Raw genomic sequence first — 16,326 nt, 5'->3', positions numbered from 1 at the left:
TCCTTCATTAGCGCTGTCAGGGACGCCGCCTGGGCCTTGACCAAGGGTGCAGGAAGGCCCGTCAGTGATGCTATGTGCTGATAACGGAGACCTCGCGTGGGCCGCTTTTCATGCAACTCCTCCGCTGGCCGGCCTGATTCGTGATGCCAATTCAGCACCTCTCGCTCTGGAGCCGCAGATCGAAGAGAGCGGTCGAGCATTTCCACTACGGCGTTGGCGATTTTGATTGTCGCCGCGGGACCCTTCAGCGATAGGTCGTGCCAGGCGCCGTCGATAAATATAGGGACTGCCGGATTTAGAAGCTCGAGCTTGCTGTAGAGATGCTCACCCGCGTATACGTGAGATGTCTCACCGGCAGAAAACCCCGCCGTACAGCGAGACAACTTTCCAAGACAACGAGATGCTCTTCCCGACGCCGCTCCAGTTGGGCTTCTCCAGAGAGGATGCAATGTCTTGAAAAGCTTGAACAGCCACTGGATCCAGCCAACCTAGAATTCGGCGGAACGGGAAGCAATCTCACCTGTGATCAATTACCAGAATTTCTGTGAAATAGATCATCCAGGATCTGTTCCTTCAAAGCAGCTGCCCCCACATCGCCGATGAGGATCAAATTCACCTCGTCCTCATAACGCTTATCTGCAGGCGAAAGCGGCCATTTGATGTGATCCGCCGCGAAACGAAGTAGGTCGCAGGCGTAGATTGTAAATTTTCCCTTGTCATCCTTGGGCTGGTAGACAAAATTGCGCCGTACGATGTGATCGGCAAACTCATCATGATGGGGATGGATAATTTTGAATCGCAAAGACTTGGTCGGATAGTTCTTGACAGAGGAATTCATCAGAACGCGCTTGTCCGACTTGTGAATGTTGCAATCCGGGCAACTGATCGCCCAATTCTCGGGAAGGAAGGAGAACTCGCTTTTCTCATTGCGCGGAACTATGTGATCAAGAGTCCATGAATTTCCGTTGGAGGTGCGGTTTTCCTGGTCGCAGTAACAGCACCTGTAGCCCTGGCCCGTAATGTAGTACTTTTTCGCCCGTGACCGGATTGGCTTGAACTTCTCATGATTCCATGGGTCGTCACCAGTGACCGCGCACTCATCCAAAGCGTGCTGAATATTTTCATGGTCGGATTCCTTCAGAGAAAATGCTTCAAGAGGCATAAGAGCCTCCAATTTGGATTTCTGCAAGATCCACCACAAGGCTCCTCATCGGACTTTCGACGTCGAGGCGCTCAACGGCCGATCTGAGAAGTGTGATGATTGACCCAAATCTCTCCCCTTTAGTTTCCCCGTCCGCAGCAAGTCTGAGCGCCTCGATCAGTTTCTGCTTGATATAGAGGTTGTTCTCGGTCGTCACACCAAATGTGGTAACGAGTAGTTCGTCGATCGATTCGCCAGAGGCCTCGTCTGGATTGCTTGTGTCAAGTGAGACCACGTTGGCCGCCCCTTCTGGAACACTGGAGACGATGAGGGGCGAATGAGTTGCGATTACGAAATGCCCCCCTCTGAACTCAGAGAACATGTCGGCAATCAAGCTGATATAGCGCGACTGCCATTCGGGGTGAAGACTGACCTCTGGCTCATCTATCAGCACCAGGGAGTCATCATCCATGTTCGCCGCTAGAGCGAGGAATGATGTGGCCAGAGCTAGTTCTCCTGAGCTTGTCTCCTGAAGGTCCACCCTGACTCCCGAGTCGACTCGCTTCAATTCCACAGACTTGAGGCGCAACAATCCATGCCGCTTTAGGAATTGAATGTCTTCGAAAGATTCACGCGAACTTCCGCCGGATTGACTCAGATCAATAGTCAAGAGCGTGCTCGACTTCGAGTCTTGGTTGATCTCGAATGCCTTTATTCCGCGAATCAATCGCTCCGCTAGGTCGGACTCAAGTAAAAGTCGATTTCTAAGCCGCGAGAGGTGTCCAGAGAATGCTCGTGACGTTTGTGCCCAGTTTGTGAACTCACCGGGATCGCGGGGAGCGTTGGCGATCGCGTAGTGCCACCTGTAGCGATGACGTAGCCTCGGTTCGTAACCAAGGAAAGAGAAAATTCGGACAATTCTCGCACGCTGGAACGCGCCGTACTCTGAGGCGGCAGTTAATGACTCAATTGCCTGAATTGCAACAGCAGTAGAGGATGCGCGACCCGATCTATCTCGGAGACCGAGGTAGGAATAGGAGGATCGGGATATTTCCTCCTCACGATGGTCTCCAAGTGGGAACTTGTCGGCCACCGTAGTGGTGAGCGCAATGACTCGGCGCGGACGAGGAAGCTCCGATGGATCAACTGCTACTCCGTCGCGGGACCCAAAGATGTAACCACGTTCACCCGACCAAAGCTCACACAAGCTTCCGTTTGCCCAATACCTCACCTTCCACTTCCATGCATCCGATTTCTGCAGTCTAGGCGTGGCCATATCAAGAGTCGCGAAAAGTCTTGCCGCACCCCCGAGCGCCCTGCTCTTTCCTAAACCATTTCGCCCTACAATCACGGACGTCCAAGAGCCTTGGCCATCAGGGCGCATTTCCATAGGAGAAACGGGTATCTTCCGGGCCTCTAGCCTTTCACTGGAGGCATAAGGGCCTGGATCTTCTTCGATACTAAGAAGTCGAAATGACATCTCTCCCTTTCTTTCGTACACATATCCCCCGAGACTAACCCACTATGTTCGACCACGAGGGGCCTGGCGGCGGTACGAGCCTTGGATGTCGAAGATCATGGATTTGGACACCGGTTGCGCGAGGTGGCAACCTAACTCAACGACCGCTGCGCAAGACCCGCGGCGGCACCATTCCCGCACACGCCCTCCCTTTCGTTTGAACAATGCACGAGATGGCGCGGGCGAGGCGACGGGCTCAACGGCCAATCGGGCTTCACCGGCCTCCGCTAAGCCTCTGGCAAATCAGCTGTTCCAACGACAGAACAACGGTACTTTCGGCAGAAAGGTCGCGGCCGCTGCTCAAATTCTCCTGTGCGAACTTGCGACGGAAGACTGCGTTCTCTCGACGAAAACGTTCTGGTCGAGATCTGCTTGGCCGGGCCTCGACACAAGGAAAGGGTAATGAACAGCAGACTGCCACCGATAGTCAAGGGAGGTTGCACCAGGTCTTGACGTTTACCCCGAACCCTGCCATGAACCGGGCCTGCATCCTCGAAATGGTGGACCACGCGCGCACAAAATGTCGAGAAACTGGAATTCGATCTAACGCCTGGCGGGGAGCGGTTCTATGACTACCAAAGCATGCCATTCTTCGCCGCAGCCAAGAACACGGGCAACAGTCAATGTGGGGCCTTTACCTGGATTACCTCGGGCTGGATGAATACATCCTCACGCACACTGCACCCATCCAGTTCGACGGGGCCTTCATCGGAGTAGCTGGCTACGACATCCGAATACGGAAACAGGAAGAGCTCTTCCAGGGCGGCGCCCGGAACGGCCACCAGGTTTCAGGCGGTAAGCCTCGACGATGCCCTGGAGGCCCGGCGGGATCTTGCTGAACGTCGGAACAAGGCGTGGTCTGCACTGGCGCCAGCCGCTGACCAGTGGTTGGGTCCCCACACGGGGAACCCGCCAACCACCGCAAGGTCCTACAGCCGCCGCTGCCGGAACATCGGGAACGACCCCCGCACCCGGTCCACCGTCTCCAGCGAAACCTCCACCGCCCGGACACCAGCGGCAAGACCAAGGTCAGCCTCAACAACCCCCATCGGGTCCACCAGGACGCTCCGTCCCACGGACACCGGCGGCGCTTGGCACACCCCGGCCACGTACACGCTGTTCTCGATCGCCCGCGCCGCGTTCAGCGCCAGCCACTGCTCGGTCTTGTGCTCACCCGGAACCCAGGACGAGCAGACCAGCAGGACCTGCGCGCCGGCGTCGGCCAGTGACCTGGCCAGCTCCGGGAACCGCAGGTCGTAGCAGGTCATCAGCCCGAACCGCACTCCCCCGTGCTCGAACACCACCGGGGCGGTTGACGGGCCCGGCTTGATGAACTCCGACTCCCCGAAGCCCTGCGCGTCGAAAAGGTGGATCTTCCGGTAGAAAGCCAGCCGGCCGCCGTCGGGCCCGAAGGCCACCAGCGTGTTGTACGCCCTGCCCGGCTCCTCCGAGGTTTCCACCACGCCCGCCACCACCGCGATCCGGTGACGGCGGGCGGTAGCGGCAAGCTCCCCGCAGACGGGCCCGTCCAGCGGCTCCGCCACCGCGGGGAACGTCGCGTCCACTTTCTTCTTCTCGTAGGTGGCGTACTCCGGGAAGGCGACCAGCGCGGCGCCGTCGCGCGCTGCCTCGGCGGCAAACCGGTCGATCGCGGCCAGGTTGGCCCAGATGTCGGCGCCCGACTCCAGCTGCCCCAGCGCTATCCTCATGAACGTTCCTTCCATCGGCCCAGCAGCCGAAACCAAGCTAACCAAAACTCAGGCGGCCGCTTCGACCGTCGCCTTCTCCGTGGCCGCCATCTCCGGCGGCGAGGCCATGAACCCGCGGGTGATCAGGGCCAGAACCAGGACGCCCAGCACCAGCCAGGACAGTCCCAGCGTAATGGCGTTGCTGTCCAGCTGGGAGAGCAGGTAGGCGCAGATGATGGCGCCGATCACCGGGACCACCACGTAGGACACCGGGTTCAGCTGCTGCCCGGCCCGGCGCTGGCGCACATAGTGGAACACCACGGAGGCGTTCACCAGTGTGAAGGCGGTGAAGGCACCAAAGTTGATGAACGACGTCGACGTGGCCACGTCCAGGAAGATCGCGATCAAGCCCACGATGCCGGTGATCACCAGGTTCGCTACGGGGGTGTGGAACTTCTCGCTGAGCCGCCCGAAGACCGCTTTGGGAATGACTGAGTCGCGGCCCATCGCGTACAGCAGGCGGGAGGCGCTGGCCTGCGCAGCAAGGCCGGAGGCGAACTGCGCCACCACCAAGCCGGCCAGGAACACGGCACCGAACAGCTGCCCGCCGATCTGCAGGGCGATGGCGCTGGCCGCGGAGGCCGAGTCTTCGAACACGCCGCCGGGGTGGACCAGCTGGGTCACGTAGGAGACCGCCACGAAGATGCCGCCGCCGATCAGGGCCACGAGCATGATGGCGCGCGGCACGGTGCGGCGCGGGTTAATGGTTTCCTCGGTGAGGGTGGTGACGGCGTCGAACCCCAGGAACGAGTACGCGGCGATGGCGGCGCCGGCGGAGATGGTGGTGAAGCTGGCGGTGTCGTTGAAGAACGGCTGGCTACTCACCAGTCCCCCGGCACCAGAGGTGGACACCACGTTGCCGACGGCCAGCGCCACGAAGAACACGATGACCAGCAGCTGGAACGCCATCAGCACGTAGTTGGCCTTGTCTGCCACCTTGATGCCCAGGATGTTCAGCAGCGTGGTGACCACGATGAAGCCCACCACCCAGACGCCGATGGGGATGCCGGGGAACTGGGCGGTCAGGTAGGAGCCGCCGATGAGCCAGATGACCATGGGCAGGAAGAGGTAGTCCAGCAGTACGGCCCAGCCCACCAGGAACCCGACGCGGGAATCGATGGAGCGGCGGACGTAGGTGTAGGCGGAGCCGGCCACGGGGTAGGCGACGGCCATCCGGCCGTAGCTGTGCGCGGTGAACAGCATGGCCACGAGCGCCACGAGGTACGCGGCGGGCGCGGCGCCGCCGGTGGTTTCGGCGATGATGCCGAAGATCCCCAGGACGATGATCGGGGTCAGGTACGCCAGGCCGAACAGGACCAGCGAGGGCAGCTTCAGCGTGCGGGTGAGGGTTGTTGTCACGGTGTTTCCTTAGGGCTTGTAGGACGGCGGTGTCCAGGTGGCCGGGTTGATGCGGCCTTGGTAGACGGAAAGTTCGACGGCGGGCTCCCCCTCGCGGAACTGGGACCAGGGGCGGTTGAGGTTCTCCGTGCCGTGCGTGCGGACGCGGTCGACGGCGGCCAGGTCCAGTTCCGCGGTGAGCAGCTGCGGTTTATCGTCGGTTGCCTCGGCGAGGGTGTTGCCCTCCGGGTCCACGATGATGCTCTTGCCCTGGCCGGTGGGGCCGGCGCAGTTGACGCTGACCATAAAGACCTGGTTGACGATGGCGTTGGCCTTGGCGAGGATCAGTTCCTGTTTGCGGTCCGGCGTGGTGGTCTTGACGACGTTGAGGATCACGTCGGCGCCCATCCAGGCGAGCTGGCGGGAGACCTCCGGGTACCAGGCGTCGTAGCAGATGTTCAGGCCCACCCTGCCGATGCCGGGCAGGTCCACGGTGGTGAACCTGTCGCCGGGGTCGTAGGGCTCGAACGGGCGCCAGGGGAAGATCTTCCGGTAGTAGCCGGCGAGCTCCCCTTCCGGGGACAGGACCAGCTGGGTGTTAAACAGCTGCCCTTCGGGGCCGCGTTCGCAGACGCTGCCGGGGACGAGCCAGATGTTGAGGTCTTTGGCGAGCTGCTTGAGCTCTTGGACTCTTGGTCCGTCGAGCGGTTCTGCGGATGCCTGCAGCATTTCGGTTCTTTGCAGGTCCGGGTTTTCGTCGCCGAACAGGTGCAGTTCGGGGAAGACGACCAGCTTGCTGTGCGGCTGGGCTTCAAGGGCTGCTTTGACCTTATCGGCGAAGGCCGAGACGGGTTCGCCAATGAGCCGCGGCCGGGCCTGGGCAGCGATGAGGGGAAGGATGCGTTGCATGGGTTTTTCTCCGCGTTGGGGTGTGATCCGGGTTATATTAGATCAGAATGATCTAATAAAGGGAAGGGGGCCGGTGTGGGCCGTAAAGTAGCGGATATGAGCCAGCAGCTGGAGGACACCGCCGAGCCCCCGCGCCTTAGTGCCGGCAGGATGCCCGGGATGGAGCGCCGCAGTGCAATGGACGCGGTGAGGATGCGGATCGGGATGGCAATTTCCCTCGGGCTACTGAAGCCGGGCGAGCGACTGCCTGACCAGGAGGACGTGGCCCTGGGCCTTTCAGTCAGCCCGATCACCGCCCGCCGTGCGTTGGCCAGCCTGGCTGAGCAGGGCGTGGTGGTGCGCCGGCGCGGCCGGGCCGGCGGAACATTTGTTGCGGATTCGCCGCCAACGGATGTTTTGGCGGAACTCTCGGCGTCACCGGCGGAGTCCCAGGCCGTGAACCGGCTGGTGGACCGTCGGCTGCTGTTCGAGTGTGCGGTCACGCACTATGCCGCCGTTAACGCCACCGTTGAGCAGCTGGATGAACTGGAGCGGCTGACCCGGGAAATGGCTGACGCGACCGATTGGTCCTACTACCACCGCATGGACGAGCAGTTCCATCAACTGGTGGGCACTGCGTCATGCCTGGACTCCGCCGTCGAGGTCTATCACGAGACCCTCGCCGAGCTGTACGACTACTTCATCCCTTACCCCATCGAAAAGCTGCACAAATCCAACCAGGACCACATCGCCTTAGTGGCAGCCCTCCGAGCCGGCGAGGTTGAGGCAGCGGTGGAGGTTTCCCGGAAGCACGTGGACATCCTGCACAGGACGATGTTTATGGGGCTGGCGCAGGGCGCGACCTAAACACATCGACTCATGACTAACGTGCCGCCTCTGGCTACAGCTGCGTCCGAAGCCAACGGCAATCATTGGGAGCCTGGATCAAGTCGGCTATCAAAGACACTTCCGACAGCCGCCGTTGTACTGGAGGCGATCATCCAGGCGATGACTCTGCTACTGGCTTTTCTCGCAGTGCGCATAGCCGGCAGGCAGGGCTCCGTGCAATCGAAGTCCAAGTCGCCCTGCCACTGACGTCGAAGTGGCCGTTCGATTCGCGCCGCGACCATTAGCTCAGAAGGACCCCACCGTCGCCGGCCTGTAAGTTCTAACGCCGCTGCCAGTCGAAACAGTCTTTTCGTGTAGGCTCCCCCATTGAAGGACGGAGAGCTGCATGAGTGATTTCCTTAGCATCGTTGGAACGGTGGTAACGCTAGCGGGCTTCGCCATAACCATTAGGCAGCTAGTTAAGACCAGGGATGCAACAGACGCCGCGCGCCTGGCATTTGAGCGAGCGGAAGCCCGCCTAGGCGCCAACCACCTCTTGATCCTGCTCCCGCAATTGAGAGCCATTGAAATGGACCTAGACACAGCAACATCCAACGATGATCTGAACCTAGCGATTCGAACGCTTCTCGCTTACAGCCACGCTGCTAACCAAATTGCTGAGTGGCTCGAACAGGACCAAGCTGATGAACACGCAGACATGATTTTGGAGCTTCGAAGCAGCGCAACCACCGCAAGCACCGCCAAGGCAGCCCTAGTTTCTGGCACAAGAAAGTCATTGGCCACCGTTCTAAAACCCGCCGCCGAGCGTATCAGCGCGCTGTCTAGCCAAGCGGCAGGTTTGACTACTAGATATCAAGCGAAAGTGAGCTGAGATGAACCTACTTACTCCAGATCAGCAGATGGAACTGCTCCGCAAAGTGCTCGCCCTTACAACGAGCGGCAAGCTCGAATGGGGCGAAAGCGATGACCCGAAGATCTACGCCGCGGATGTTGGAGAAAAGTACCTTTACAACGTGATGAGCAGGGACGGCGACGACGTCGCTCCCTTCGCTTTCCACATCTACGACAAGACGAAAGGGGAAGATGCTAGCGCTGTAGCTTCCGTGGAAACCGTTCGTTACGGAAGCGCAAACGAACTCCTTGAAGAGTTGTATACCGCAGCAAAGCGAGATGCCATAAACGCTGATGCACTCGTCGAAGACATCTTCAGCCAGCTCAAAACACTGGAGGACACCTAGGCTACTCTGCCCTGCGCCGAATCGGCCCTCTTGACGGGATCTTCTACAAGGGTCCTTGTGCTCGACCCCTAGGTATGTGGCCCTGTATATGCCCGCAGCTTTGAGGTTCCTCTCAGGGGCTGTTGCTTTCGTGACGATGGCCGAAGATACGCGACTGCGCAAGTACCATTGTCGCGCTCTCTCTTGCTTACTCCGTTATCAGGACACCATCCAGGATGGCTGCAAACACCATCGATTGCCCACGAGCTAGATATTGGTGGTCCACGCTTCCCTGCCGCCACCGCCGGCAAAAGTGTTTCCGGTGTTGCAAAGCGAAAGTTTCACAACCCATGTGTGGCGAGATCATTGCCAACTCAGGCAGCCGGGGATGTGTCTCGCTTTTTAACGACCGGCAGCTAAATCGAAAAGCGCGACCTGCCAAAGCGAGTCGCGCCCTCCGTGTGAAGCGAGCCCTATGAAGCAGTTCGCAGCATCTCTGTCAGTCGACAAGCACCCGTTGTTTGGCAGTGTCCGATTCGACCCCCGCCGGAACGTCCCGGTTCCGGTGGTTCAGCCAGTTCGCCACCGCCAAGAGCGCCACGAGTCCGAAGGTGCTCAGGAGTTGGGGACGGGAATCCTCGCCAATGAAGCCCACCGTGAAGATCGCCGCGAGGATGACCAGGCCAAAGCCCGTGAGCCACGGGAAGCCGGGCATCCGAAGGGGAAGGTCTGCCCCCTCACGGTCGGCACGGAGGCGCAACGCGAGCTGGGCCAGGAGCGCGGACGTCCACACCAGCAGGCACGTCGAGCCCACGATGTTCAGCAGCACGCCGAGGACCATCTCGGGGAACGCCAGCTCCAGCACCACCGTGACAACACCGAAGGCAACGCTCGCCAGCACTGCGACCACCGGAACCCGCGCCTTGGACACCGCAGCCAGCAGCCGTGGCGCTTCACCCCGCTCCGCGAGGGAGTACGCCATCCGGGAGGCACCGTAGAGGTTGGCATTGAGCGCGGACAGCAGTGCCGCCACGGCCACCAACGTTATGGCGGTGGCCGCACCGGGCATCCCGGCGGCCTCAAGCACTGCGGCGAAGGGGCTCTTCAATCCTTCAGAACCCACGGGAACTACGGCCGCGATGATGAAGATGGCACCGATGTAGAACACCAGGATGCGCCACAGCACCGTCCGGACTGCTTTCTTTACGCTCCGGGCCGGCTCGGCGGTCTCAGCTGCGGCCACGGACACAATCTCGGTGCCGCCGAACGCGAACGCCACCACAAAGAGAGCTGTGGCGATACCGGCGAAACCGCTCGGGGCAAAGCCCTCGCCCATGAAGTTGGACAGGCCCGGCGACTGGACGCCCGGCACCAAGCCGAAGAGCAGTGCGAAGCCCACCAGCAGGAACGCCACGATTGCCGCCACCTTCAGCAGGGCAAACCAGAACTCGAACTCACCGAAGTTCTTCACGCTGGTCAGGTTCACGGCGGTGAGCACCACGATGAATACGAACGCCATCAACCACACCGGCAAGGCCGGGAAGATCGTCGCCAGCAAGCCAGCCGCACCCAGCGCCTCGGCCGCGATGACCACCACCAGCTGCAGCCACCACAACCAGCCCACCGTGGCGCCCGCCACCGGCCCGTACGCCTTCGCGGTGTAGACGGAGAAGGCGCCGCTGTCCGGGTTGGCGGCGGCCATCTCGCCGAGCGCCCACATCACCAGGATGATGAGCGTGCCGGCCACGAGGTAGGAGATCAGCACCGCCGGGCCGGCGGCCTGGATGCCGGCGCCGGAGCCGATGAACAGGCCCGCACCGATGGCGCTGCCCAGGCCCATCATGGTCAGCTGACGGGGTTTGAGGGCCGCGCCGAGTGCGCGGGCAGACGTCGTTGTCTGGTGTTCCATAAAGGGATTCCTCTTACTTGGTAGGTGGAACGGAAGGAGAAAAGAGATTAGGAAGTCGCTAGGGGCGCGTGGGTTTCGAGGAGCCGGAGCACGCGGTCGTTGGAAGCGGGATCGGCCACGGTAATGCGGACGCCGTCGCCCTGGTATGCGCGGACCATGATGCCGGCGGCCTCGAACGCCTCCATCAGCGTCGCCAGAAGCTGGCCGTCGGCGCGGATCCACAGGAAGTTCCCTTGGCTCGGCTGCAGCGCCCAGCCCTGGGCTTCCAACTCGGCTGCCATCCGGGCACGCTCCTGCTTCACCAGGGAAACCCGCGCCGCCATCTCCTCCCCCGCATCCAGCGACGCGGTCGCCGCCTTCTGGGCCAGCGCGCTCACGCCGAAGGGCAGGGCGGTGCGGCGCAAACCTTCGGCGATCGCCGCCGTCGTAATGGCATACCCGACGCGCAGGCCGGCGAGTCCGTACGCCTTGGAAAAGGTGCGCAGGATGCAGACGTTCGGGTACCGGCGGTAGAGCGCAAGGGAATCGGGGCCGCTGCCGGCGTCGGCGTACTCCACGTAGGCCTCGTCGATCACCACCAGGACGTCGGAGCGGACGGACTGCAGGAAGGCCTCGAGCCGGCCGTGGCTGATCGGCACGCCGGTGGGGTTGTTGGGCGTGCAGAGAAGGATCACCTTGGTGCGGCCGGTGACGGCGGCGGCCATGGCCTCAAGGTCGTGGCCCTCGGAGCCGTCCAGCGGCACGCGGACCGGCCGGGCGCCCGCCAGCTCCACCAGGATGGGGTACGCCTCGAAGGAGCGCCACGCGAACACCACCTCATCCCCGGCGTCGCACAGTCCGGTGATGATCTGCTGGAGGACGCCCACGCTGCCGGGTCCCACCGCAACCTCTCCGGCGGTGACGCCGACGTGGAGGGCAAGCCGTTCACGGAGTTCGACGGCGGCGCAGTCCGGGTAGCGGTTCATGGTGCCTGCCGCCGCGGCCACCGCAGCGGCGGCAGCGGGCAGCGGTTCGTAATGGCTTTCGTTGCTGGCAAGGGCGGCGATGTCCATGCCGGCGCTGCGCCGGCCCGGGACGTAGGCCGGAAGTCCGGCCACGGCGCCACGCAGGGAGGGCAACGCAGTTTCGGGAGCGGCAACAAGCTGATCACTGGTCATGAAGTCCGATCTTGGAAGTGACCCGGACCACAATGCAAGGTAGGCTCCGGTGCTTGGGACTTCTGCTCAACTTCTAGTACCTCTGGTGAAAATATGACCATCGCAAACTCTCGCACCCTCGATTCGCTCGACGGCCGCATCATCCTTGCCCTGGACAAGGACCCCGAAGCCAGCGCCTTGGCACTCTCCCGGACCCTCGGCGTCGCCCGCAACACCGTCCACGCCCGGCTGGCGCGGCTGGAGCGCAGCGGCGCGCTCCGCTCCTTCAGCCGCAGGCTGGACCCCGCCGCGCTCGGCTACGAACTCATGGCCTTCCTCTCGCTGTCCATCAGCCAGACCCGGACCGGGTCGGTGGAGAACGGGCTGGCCGCGATCCCTGAGGTCATCGAGGTGCACGCCACCACCGGCGACGCGGACCTCATGGCCAAGGTGGTGGCCCGCGGCACCACCGACCTCTACCGCATCACCAACCAGATCCTGGAGATCGACGGCATCCAGCGGACCAGCACGGCCATCTCCATCCTGGAACTCATGCCGCCCCGCTACGACGGCCTCATCAGCCGGCTGTCCGAGCAGGAATCGCGGCCTGCGGACTGACTGCATCGGGCGGAGTACGTCCCTGCGGCCTCCCCGGCGGGAAGGGCAAGCCGCTACCCTCGCCTCCGCATGCCGGTGGGAGCATACTGAACGTATGCCAACCTTCCGGCTGTCCACGTTTGCAGCAGCGCCGCCGGAGCGTGTCTTCGCCATGTGGACGGACGCCGACAGGTTCCCTGAGTGGATTGGCGGAGTCACCGGCGTCATCGACCGCGTTGGCCCGGCCAGTGCGGCCGGCAGCCGCTACACGGTGCAGTTCGGGCGGATGGCGAGCCCCACCGAGGTCCTCGAGGCCGAGCGGCCCCGCCACATCCGCACCCGCTTCGGCAACGCCATCCTGAAGGGCGAGTCGGACGTGACCTTCACCCCCGATGGTGCGGGCACCCGCATCGACCAGGTGATCACCACCCGCGGGTTCGTGTCCGCGGTTTTCGGTTGGATCTTCTCCACGGGCTCGTATCAAGGCAGCTTTCAGGGCGAGCTGGAGACGTTCCGGAAGCTCGTTGAGCGGGAGGCGTGATACGCACCACAACTGGGCATTTTGTCAGTTAGCCCGCTCCTCCGCCGCCAAAAGTACCAACTGAATTTCCGTGTGTTGCCTGTTTCCGCGCCAGGCCACACGATGCCTGCATGACTTCACTTACCGTCTCCGGCCGCGTGGCGCAGGTTCTCAGCAGCTATGTCAGCGACGTCTTCGGCGTCATGGGCAACGGCAACGTCTACTTCCTGGACGCCGCGGAGAAGCAGGGCCTGCGCTTCACCGCCGTCCGGCACGAGGGCGCCGCCATCGCCGCGGCCGACGCCTACTACCGGACCTCGGGACGGCTCGCCGCGGGCACCACCACTTACGGCCCCGGCTACACCAACGCGCTCACCGCCCTCGCCGAGTCCGTCCAGGCGCAGATCCCGGTGGTGCTGGTCACCGGCGACGCCCCCACCACCGGCGCCCGGCCCTGGGACGTGGACCAGGCCGCCATCGCCACCGGCCTCGGCGCGGCCACCTTCACCGTCACCCGCGGCGCCGCGGGCGCCATCACCCGGCAGGCGGTGGAGTATGCACTCACCCGGCGTACCGCCGTCGTGATTGCCATTCCGTACGACCTCGCCGCGCTCGAGGCTCCGGACGAGGACCTTCCGGAAGCAGCGGCACCAAAGGTGACGGACGACGTCGACGGCGGCCTTGGGCAGGTTGCCCGCCTCCTCGCCGGTGCCAGGCGGCCGCTGATCCTCGCCGGCCGCGGCGCGCACCTGGCCGGAGCCGGCCCGGAGCTCCGCGAGCTCGCCGACCGGCTCGGCGCGCTGACCGCCGGGACCGCCCTGGCGCTCAACCTCCTCAATGGCGAGGGGTACCTGGGCGTGGCCGGCGGTTTCGGCACCGACACCGCGGCCGGGCTCATGGGCGAGGCCGACGTGGTCCTGGTGGCCGGCGCCAGCCTGAGCCCGTTCACCATGCGGTTCGGGCACCTGCTGGGCCCGGACAGCACCGTCATCCAGATCGACACCGCGCTGCAGCCGACCAACCGGCGGGTGGACCTGTTCGTCAGCGCGGACGCGAAGGCTGCTGCTACGCGGCTGTTGTCGCTGCTTGACGGCGAGGCTGCTGTGGCCGGCTGGCGGGCGGAAGCTTCCCGGCGACTGGCTGCGGGGCCGGGGCATGACTTGGGTTCGGTCGAGACTGAGGACGGCCGGCTGGACCCGCGCGCCCTCGCCACCGCCCTCGACGCCGTGCTGCCGGAGCGCCGCACGGTGGTCCAGGACGGCGGGCACTTCATCGGCTGGGCACCCATGTACTGGAACATCCCGCGGCCGCAGGACCTGGTGATGGTGGGCACCGCTTTCCAGTCGATCGGGCTGGGCCTGGCCAGCGCCGTCGGGGCCGCCCGTGCGCTGGAAGACGGCCGCACCCTGGTGCTGGCCTCCGGTGATGGAGGGTTCCTGATGGGCCTGTCGGATCTTGAATCGCTGATCGGTGCGGCGCGTAGCGCGATCGTGGTGATCTACAACGACGCCGCCTACGGGGCCGAGATCCACCAGTACGGCTCGCAGGGCCTCACCGAGAAGCCCATGCTGATCCCCGAGGTGGACTTCAGCGGGGTTGCCCGGGCTTTGGGTGCCGAGTCGGCTGTCATTCGCTCCCTTGGCGACCTGTCCGCGCTGCAGGAGTGGATCGACGCCGGCGCTCATGGGACTTTTGTTGCGGACTGCCGGATCACGTCCAGCGTCCGGGCCCCATGGCTGACTGAGTGGATGAATGCAACGCGGGCGGCGAAGGCGGCGGTGGCGGGGTAGAGTCCGTCGGGACGCCGCGCGGCGGGCACCCGTTTTTGTCAGTCATCCCGCATAGGATTCCAACCATGAGGATTGCCGTTGCAGGGGGAACCGGGACAGTAGGACGCTACGTGGTGGCCATCGCCAGGGAGCGCGGGCACAACGTGGTCAGCCTAAGCCGCGCGGAAGGGGTGGACCTCATCACCGGGCGCGGCCTGGACCAGGCACTCCAGGGCGTCGACACCGTCATCGACGTCTCCGGCATCCAGGTCCTGTCCACCAAGAAGGCCGTGGATTTCTTCACCAACGCCACCCAGAACCTGGTGGCGGCCGGGAAGAAAGCAGGCGTAACGCACCACGTGGTGCTGTCCATTGTGGGCATCGATAAAGCCAACTCGGGACTGTACGCCGGGAAGCTGGTGCAGGAGGACGAAGTCAGGCACGGCGGCGTTCCCTGGACCATCCTCCGGTCCACACAGTTCCACGAGTTCGTGCCGATGTCCATCAAGGCCGCCTCCGTGGGCCCGCTGGCCTTCGTGCCCACCATGGTCACCCAGCCGGTGGCGGCGAAGGAGGTGGCCGCGGCCCTGGTTGACGCGGCCGAGGCCGGGCCGAAGGGACGGCTCCCGGACCTCGGCGGCCCGCGGACCGAACAGCTCAAGGACCTGGTCTCGGCCTATCTGGCCAAGACCAGGCAGAAGAAACGGATCATTCCGCTCCGCGTCCCAGGCGCCATGGGCAAGGCCATGCGCACAGGCGCGCTGATCCCGGCACCGGGCTCCGCCGTCGGACGCCAAACGTTCCAGGAGTGGCTCGACGCCATCGATGCCGCGTAAAAGCCAACCCTAAATGGGGCACTTGCCCCATGCCCCTGCCGCGGCCCGCTCCTAGTCTCAGGTCATAGAGACAAGGAGGCGGCCATGACCATCTACCAGCCGCAGTCATCAGCACAGGCAACACCCAAACTTGCCGACCTTCCCGAGGACCCCGCCGAACACTTCGCCGGCAGCGCCGTCTTCGGGCTGCCCTTCGCCAGCGGCCACTACCTGGCGTTCCGGGATTTCCCGGTAAGCTCCGTCGGCCCCGGCTACCGCTCCGTCTGGCACCGCACGCCCGGCGGCGAATGGACCCTCTACGCCAACGTCCCGCCGCAATTCAGCTGCGCCCGCTACTTCGGACTGGCGTTCCACCGCACGGTGGAAACCGACGTCGACATCACCTGGAGCGGCCCGTCCAGCGCCGTGATCACGGTCCCCGGAGTCCTGGACTGGGACCTGCAGCTGGGCACCTCCGCGGCCACGAAGATGCTGACCGCCATGGCCGTGCAGATGCCCGAAAGGTTGTGGCGCAGCGAGCCCGTCCTCAGGGCCATGGGGGCGTTCGCCGGGCCGCTGCTCGGCGCCGGCCGGATGAAAATGTCCGGCCGCGTGCCCAACGGCCAGACGTTCCAGGCCCAGCCCCGGCAGCTGTGGCTCGTCACCGATTCCAGGGCAACGGTCCTGGGCGAGGGCGCCGGACGGCCCGGCCCGCTCAAGGTCCAGGACCACCTGGCGGACTTCTGGCTTCCGCAGCGTGGACTGTTCGGAGCGCAGGTGGGCGTCAGGTTCCCCTCCACCGCCCATCCCGCCGGACCAGGCGCTGCCCAGGGACGGACCGGGAGAAGCCAGGCGGCATAACGGCCGACGGCGCGCGGTC

General features: G+C 63.7%; 15 protein-coding genes. 8 read left to right on the top strand and 7 right to left on the bottom strand.

Features of this window, described 5'->3' with window-relative positions; genetic code table 11:
- Positions 1-526: 526 nt before the first annotated feature.
- The 5 genes from DFO47_RS13870 to DFO47_RS13845 form a co-directional block, all read right to left on the bottom strand.
- Positions 527-1,162, bottom strand: coding sequence for an HNH endonuclease (locus DFO47_RS13870; protein WP_133832026.1), 636 nt, complete (start codon positions 1,160-1,162; stop codon positions 527-529).
- Complete coding sequence (locus tag DFO47_RS13865; RefSeq protein ID WP_243835493.1) at positions 1,152-2,417, bottom strand: AAA family ATPase; 1,266 nt, start codon at positions 2,415-2,417, stop codon at positions 1,152-1,154. The genes DFO47_RS13870 and DFO47_RS13865 overlap by 11 nt, the downstream gene beginning before the upstream one ends.
- Before the next feature lie 1,172 nt (positions 2,418-3,589).
- Complete coding sequence (locus DFO47_RS13855) at positions 3,590-4,369, bottom strand: carbon-nitrogen hydrolase family protein (protein ID WP_133832024.1); 780 nt, start codon at positions 4,367-4,369, stop codon at positions 3,590-3,592.
- A 48-nt stretch (positions 4,370-4,417) separates the two neighbouring features.
- Complete coding sequence (locus DFO47_RS13850) at positions 4,418-5,767, bottom strand: APC family permease (protein WP_133832023.1); 1,350 nt, start codon at positions 5,765-5,767, stop codon at positions 4,418-4,420.
- Between the two features lie 9 nt (positions 5,768-5,776).
- Positions 5,777-6,655: a carbon-nitrogen hydrolase family protein gene (locus DFO47_RS13845; protein ID WP_133832022.1), complete on the bottom strand. Its 879-nt coding sequence runs from the start codon at positions 6,653-6,655 to the stop codon at positions 5,777-5,779.
- Positions 6,656-6,751: 96 nt separating this feature from the next.
- On the opposite strand from DFO47_RS13845, the gene DFO47_RS13840 reads away from it, so the two are divergent.
- From DFO47_RS13840 to DFO47_RS13830, 3 genes are all read left to right on the top strand, one after another.
- Positions 6,752-7,501: an FCD domain-containing protein gene (locus DFO47_RS13840; protein ID WP_133832021.1), complete on the top strand. Its 750-nt coding sequence runs from the start codon at positions 6,752-6,754 to the stop codon at positions 7,499-7,501.
- Positions 7,502-7,868: 367 nt separating this feature from the next.
- A complete protein-coding gene (locus DFO47_RS13835; protein WP_133832020.1) occupies positions 7,869-8,354 on the top strand; it encodes a hypothetical protein in 486 nt (161 codons plus the stop codon).
- Position 8,355: 1 nt separating this feature from the next.
- On the top strand, positions 8,356-8,721 hold the full coding sequence (locus tag DFO47_RS13830) for a hypothetical protein (RefSeq protein ID WP_133832019.1): 366 nt from the start codon (positions 8,356-8,358) through the stop codon (positions 8,719-8,721).
- Positions 8,722-9,199: 478 nt separating this feature from the next.
- On the opposite strand, the gene DFO47_RS13825 is transcribed toward DFO47_RS13830, so the two are convergent.
- Both DFO47_RS13825 and hisC read right to left on the bottom strand, forming a co-directional pair.
- On the bottom strand, positions 9,200-10,609 hold the full coding sequence (locus DFO47_RS13825; protein WP_133832018.1) for an amino acid permease: 1,410 nt from the start codon (positions 10,607-10,609) through the stop codon (positions 9,200-9,202).
- A gap of 47 nt (positions 10,610-10,656) precedes the next feature.
- Positions 10,657-11,766: a histidinol-phosphate transaminase gene (gene hisC, locus DFO47_RS13820; RefSeq protein ID WP_133832017.1), complete on the bottom strand. Its 1,110-nt coding sequence runs from the start codon at positions 11,764-11,766 to the stop codon at positions 10,657-10,659.
- Positions 11,767-11,859: 93 nt separating this feature from the next.
- Between hisC and DFO47_RS13815 the strand changes: the two genes are divergently transcribed.
- From DFO47_RS13815 to DFO47_RS13795, 5 genes are all read left to right on the top strand, one after another.
- Positions 11,860-12,363 (top strand): Lrp/AsnC family transcriptional regulator, encoded by a 504-nt coding sequence (locus DFO47_RS13815; protein WP_133832016.1) that lies wholly within the window; start codon positions 11,860-11,862, stop codon positions 12,361-12,363.
- Between the two features lie 94 nt (positions 12,364-12,457).
- On the top strand, positions 12,458-12,883 hold the full coding sequence (locus tag DFO47_RS13810; protein WP_133832015.1) for an SRPBCC domain-containing protein: 426 nt from the start codon (positions 12,458-12,460) through the stop codon (positions 12,881-12,883).
- A gap of 110 nt (positions 12,884-12,993) precedes the next feature.
- Positions 12,994-14,652, top strand: coding sequence for a thiamine pyrophosphate-binding protein (locus DFO47_RS13805; protein WP_133832014.1), 1,659 nt, complete (start codon positions 12,994-12,996; stop codon positions 14,650-14,652).
- Positions 14,653-14,717: 65 nt separating this feature from the next.
- A complete protein-coding gene (locus tag DFO47_RS13800) occupies positions 14,718-15,467 on the top strand; it encodes an NAD(P)H-binding protein (protein ID WP_133832013.1) in 750 nt (249 codons plus the stop codon).
- Positions 15,468-15,551: 84 nt separating this feature from the next.
- Entirely contained in the window at positions 15,552-16,307 is a 756-nt protein-coding gene (locus DFO47_RS13795; protein WP_133832012.1) for a hypothetical protein, read from the top strand.
- The last annotated feature ends 19 nt before the right edge of the window (positions 16,308-16,326 follow it).

This window comes from Arthrobacter sp. AG258 (assembly GCF_004364695.1).
Lineage (GTDB): Bacteria > Actinomycetota > Actinomycetes > Actinomycetales > Micrococcaceae > Arthrobacter.
This window is presented reverse-complemented; position numbering and strand designations above follow the sequence as displayed.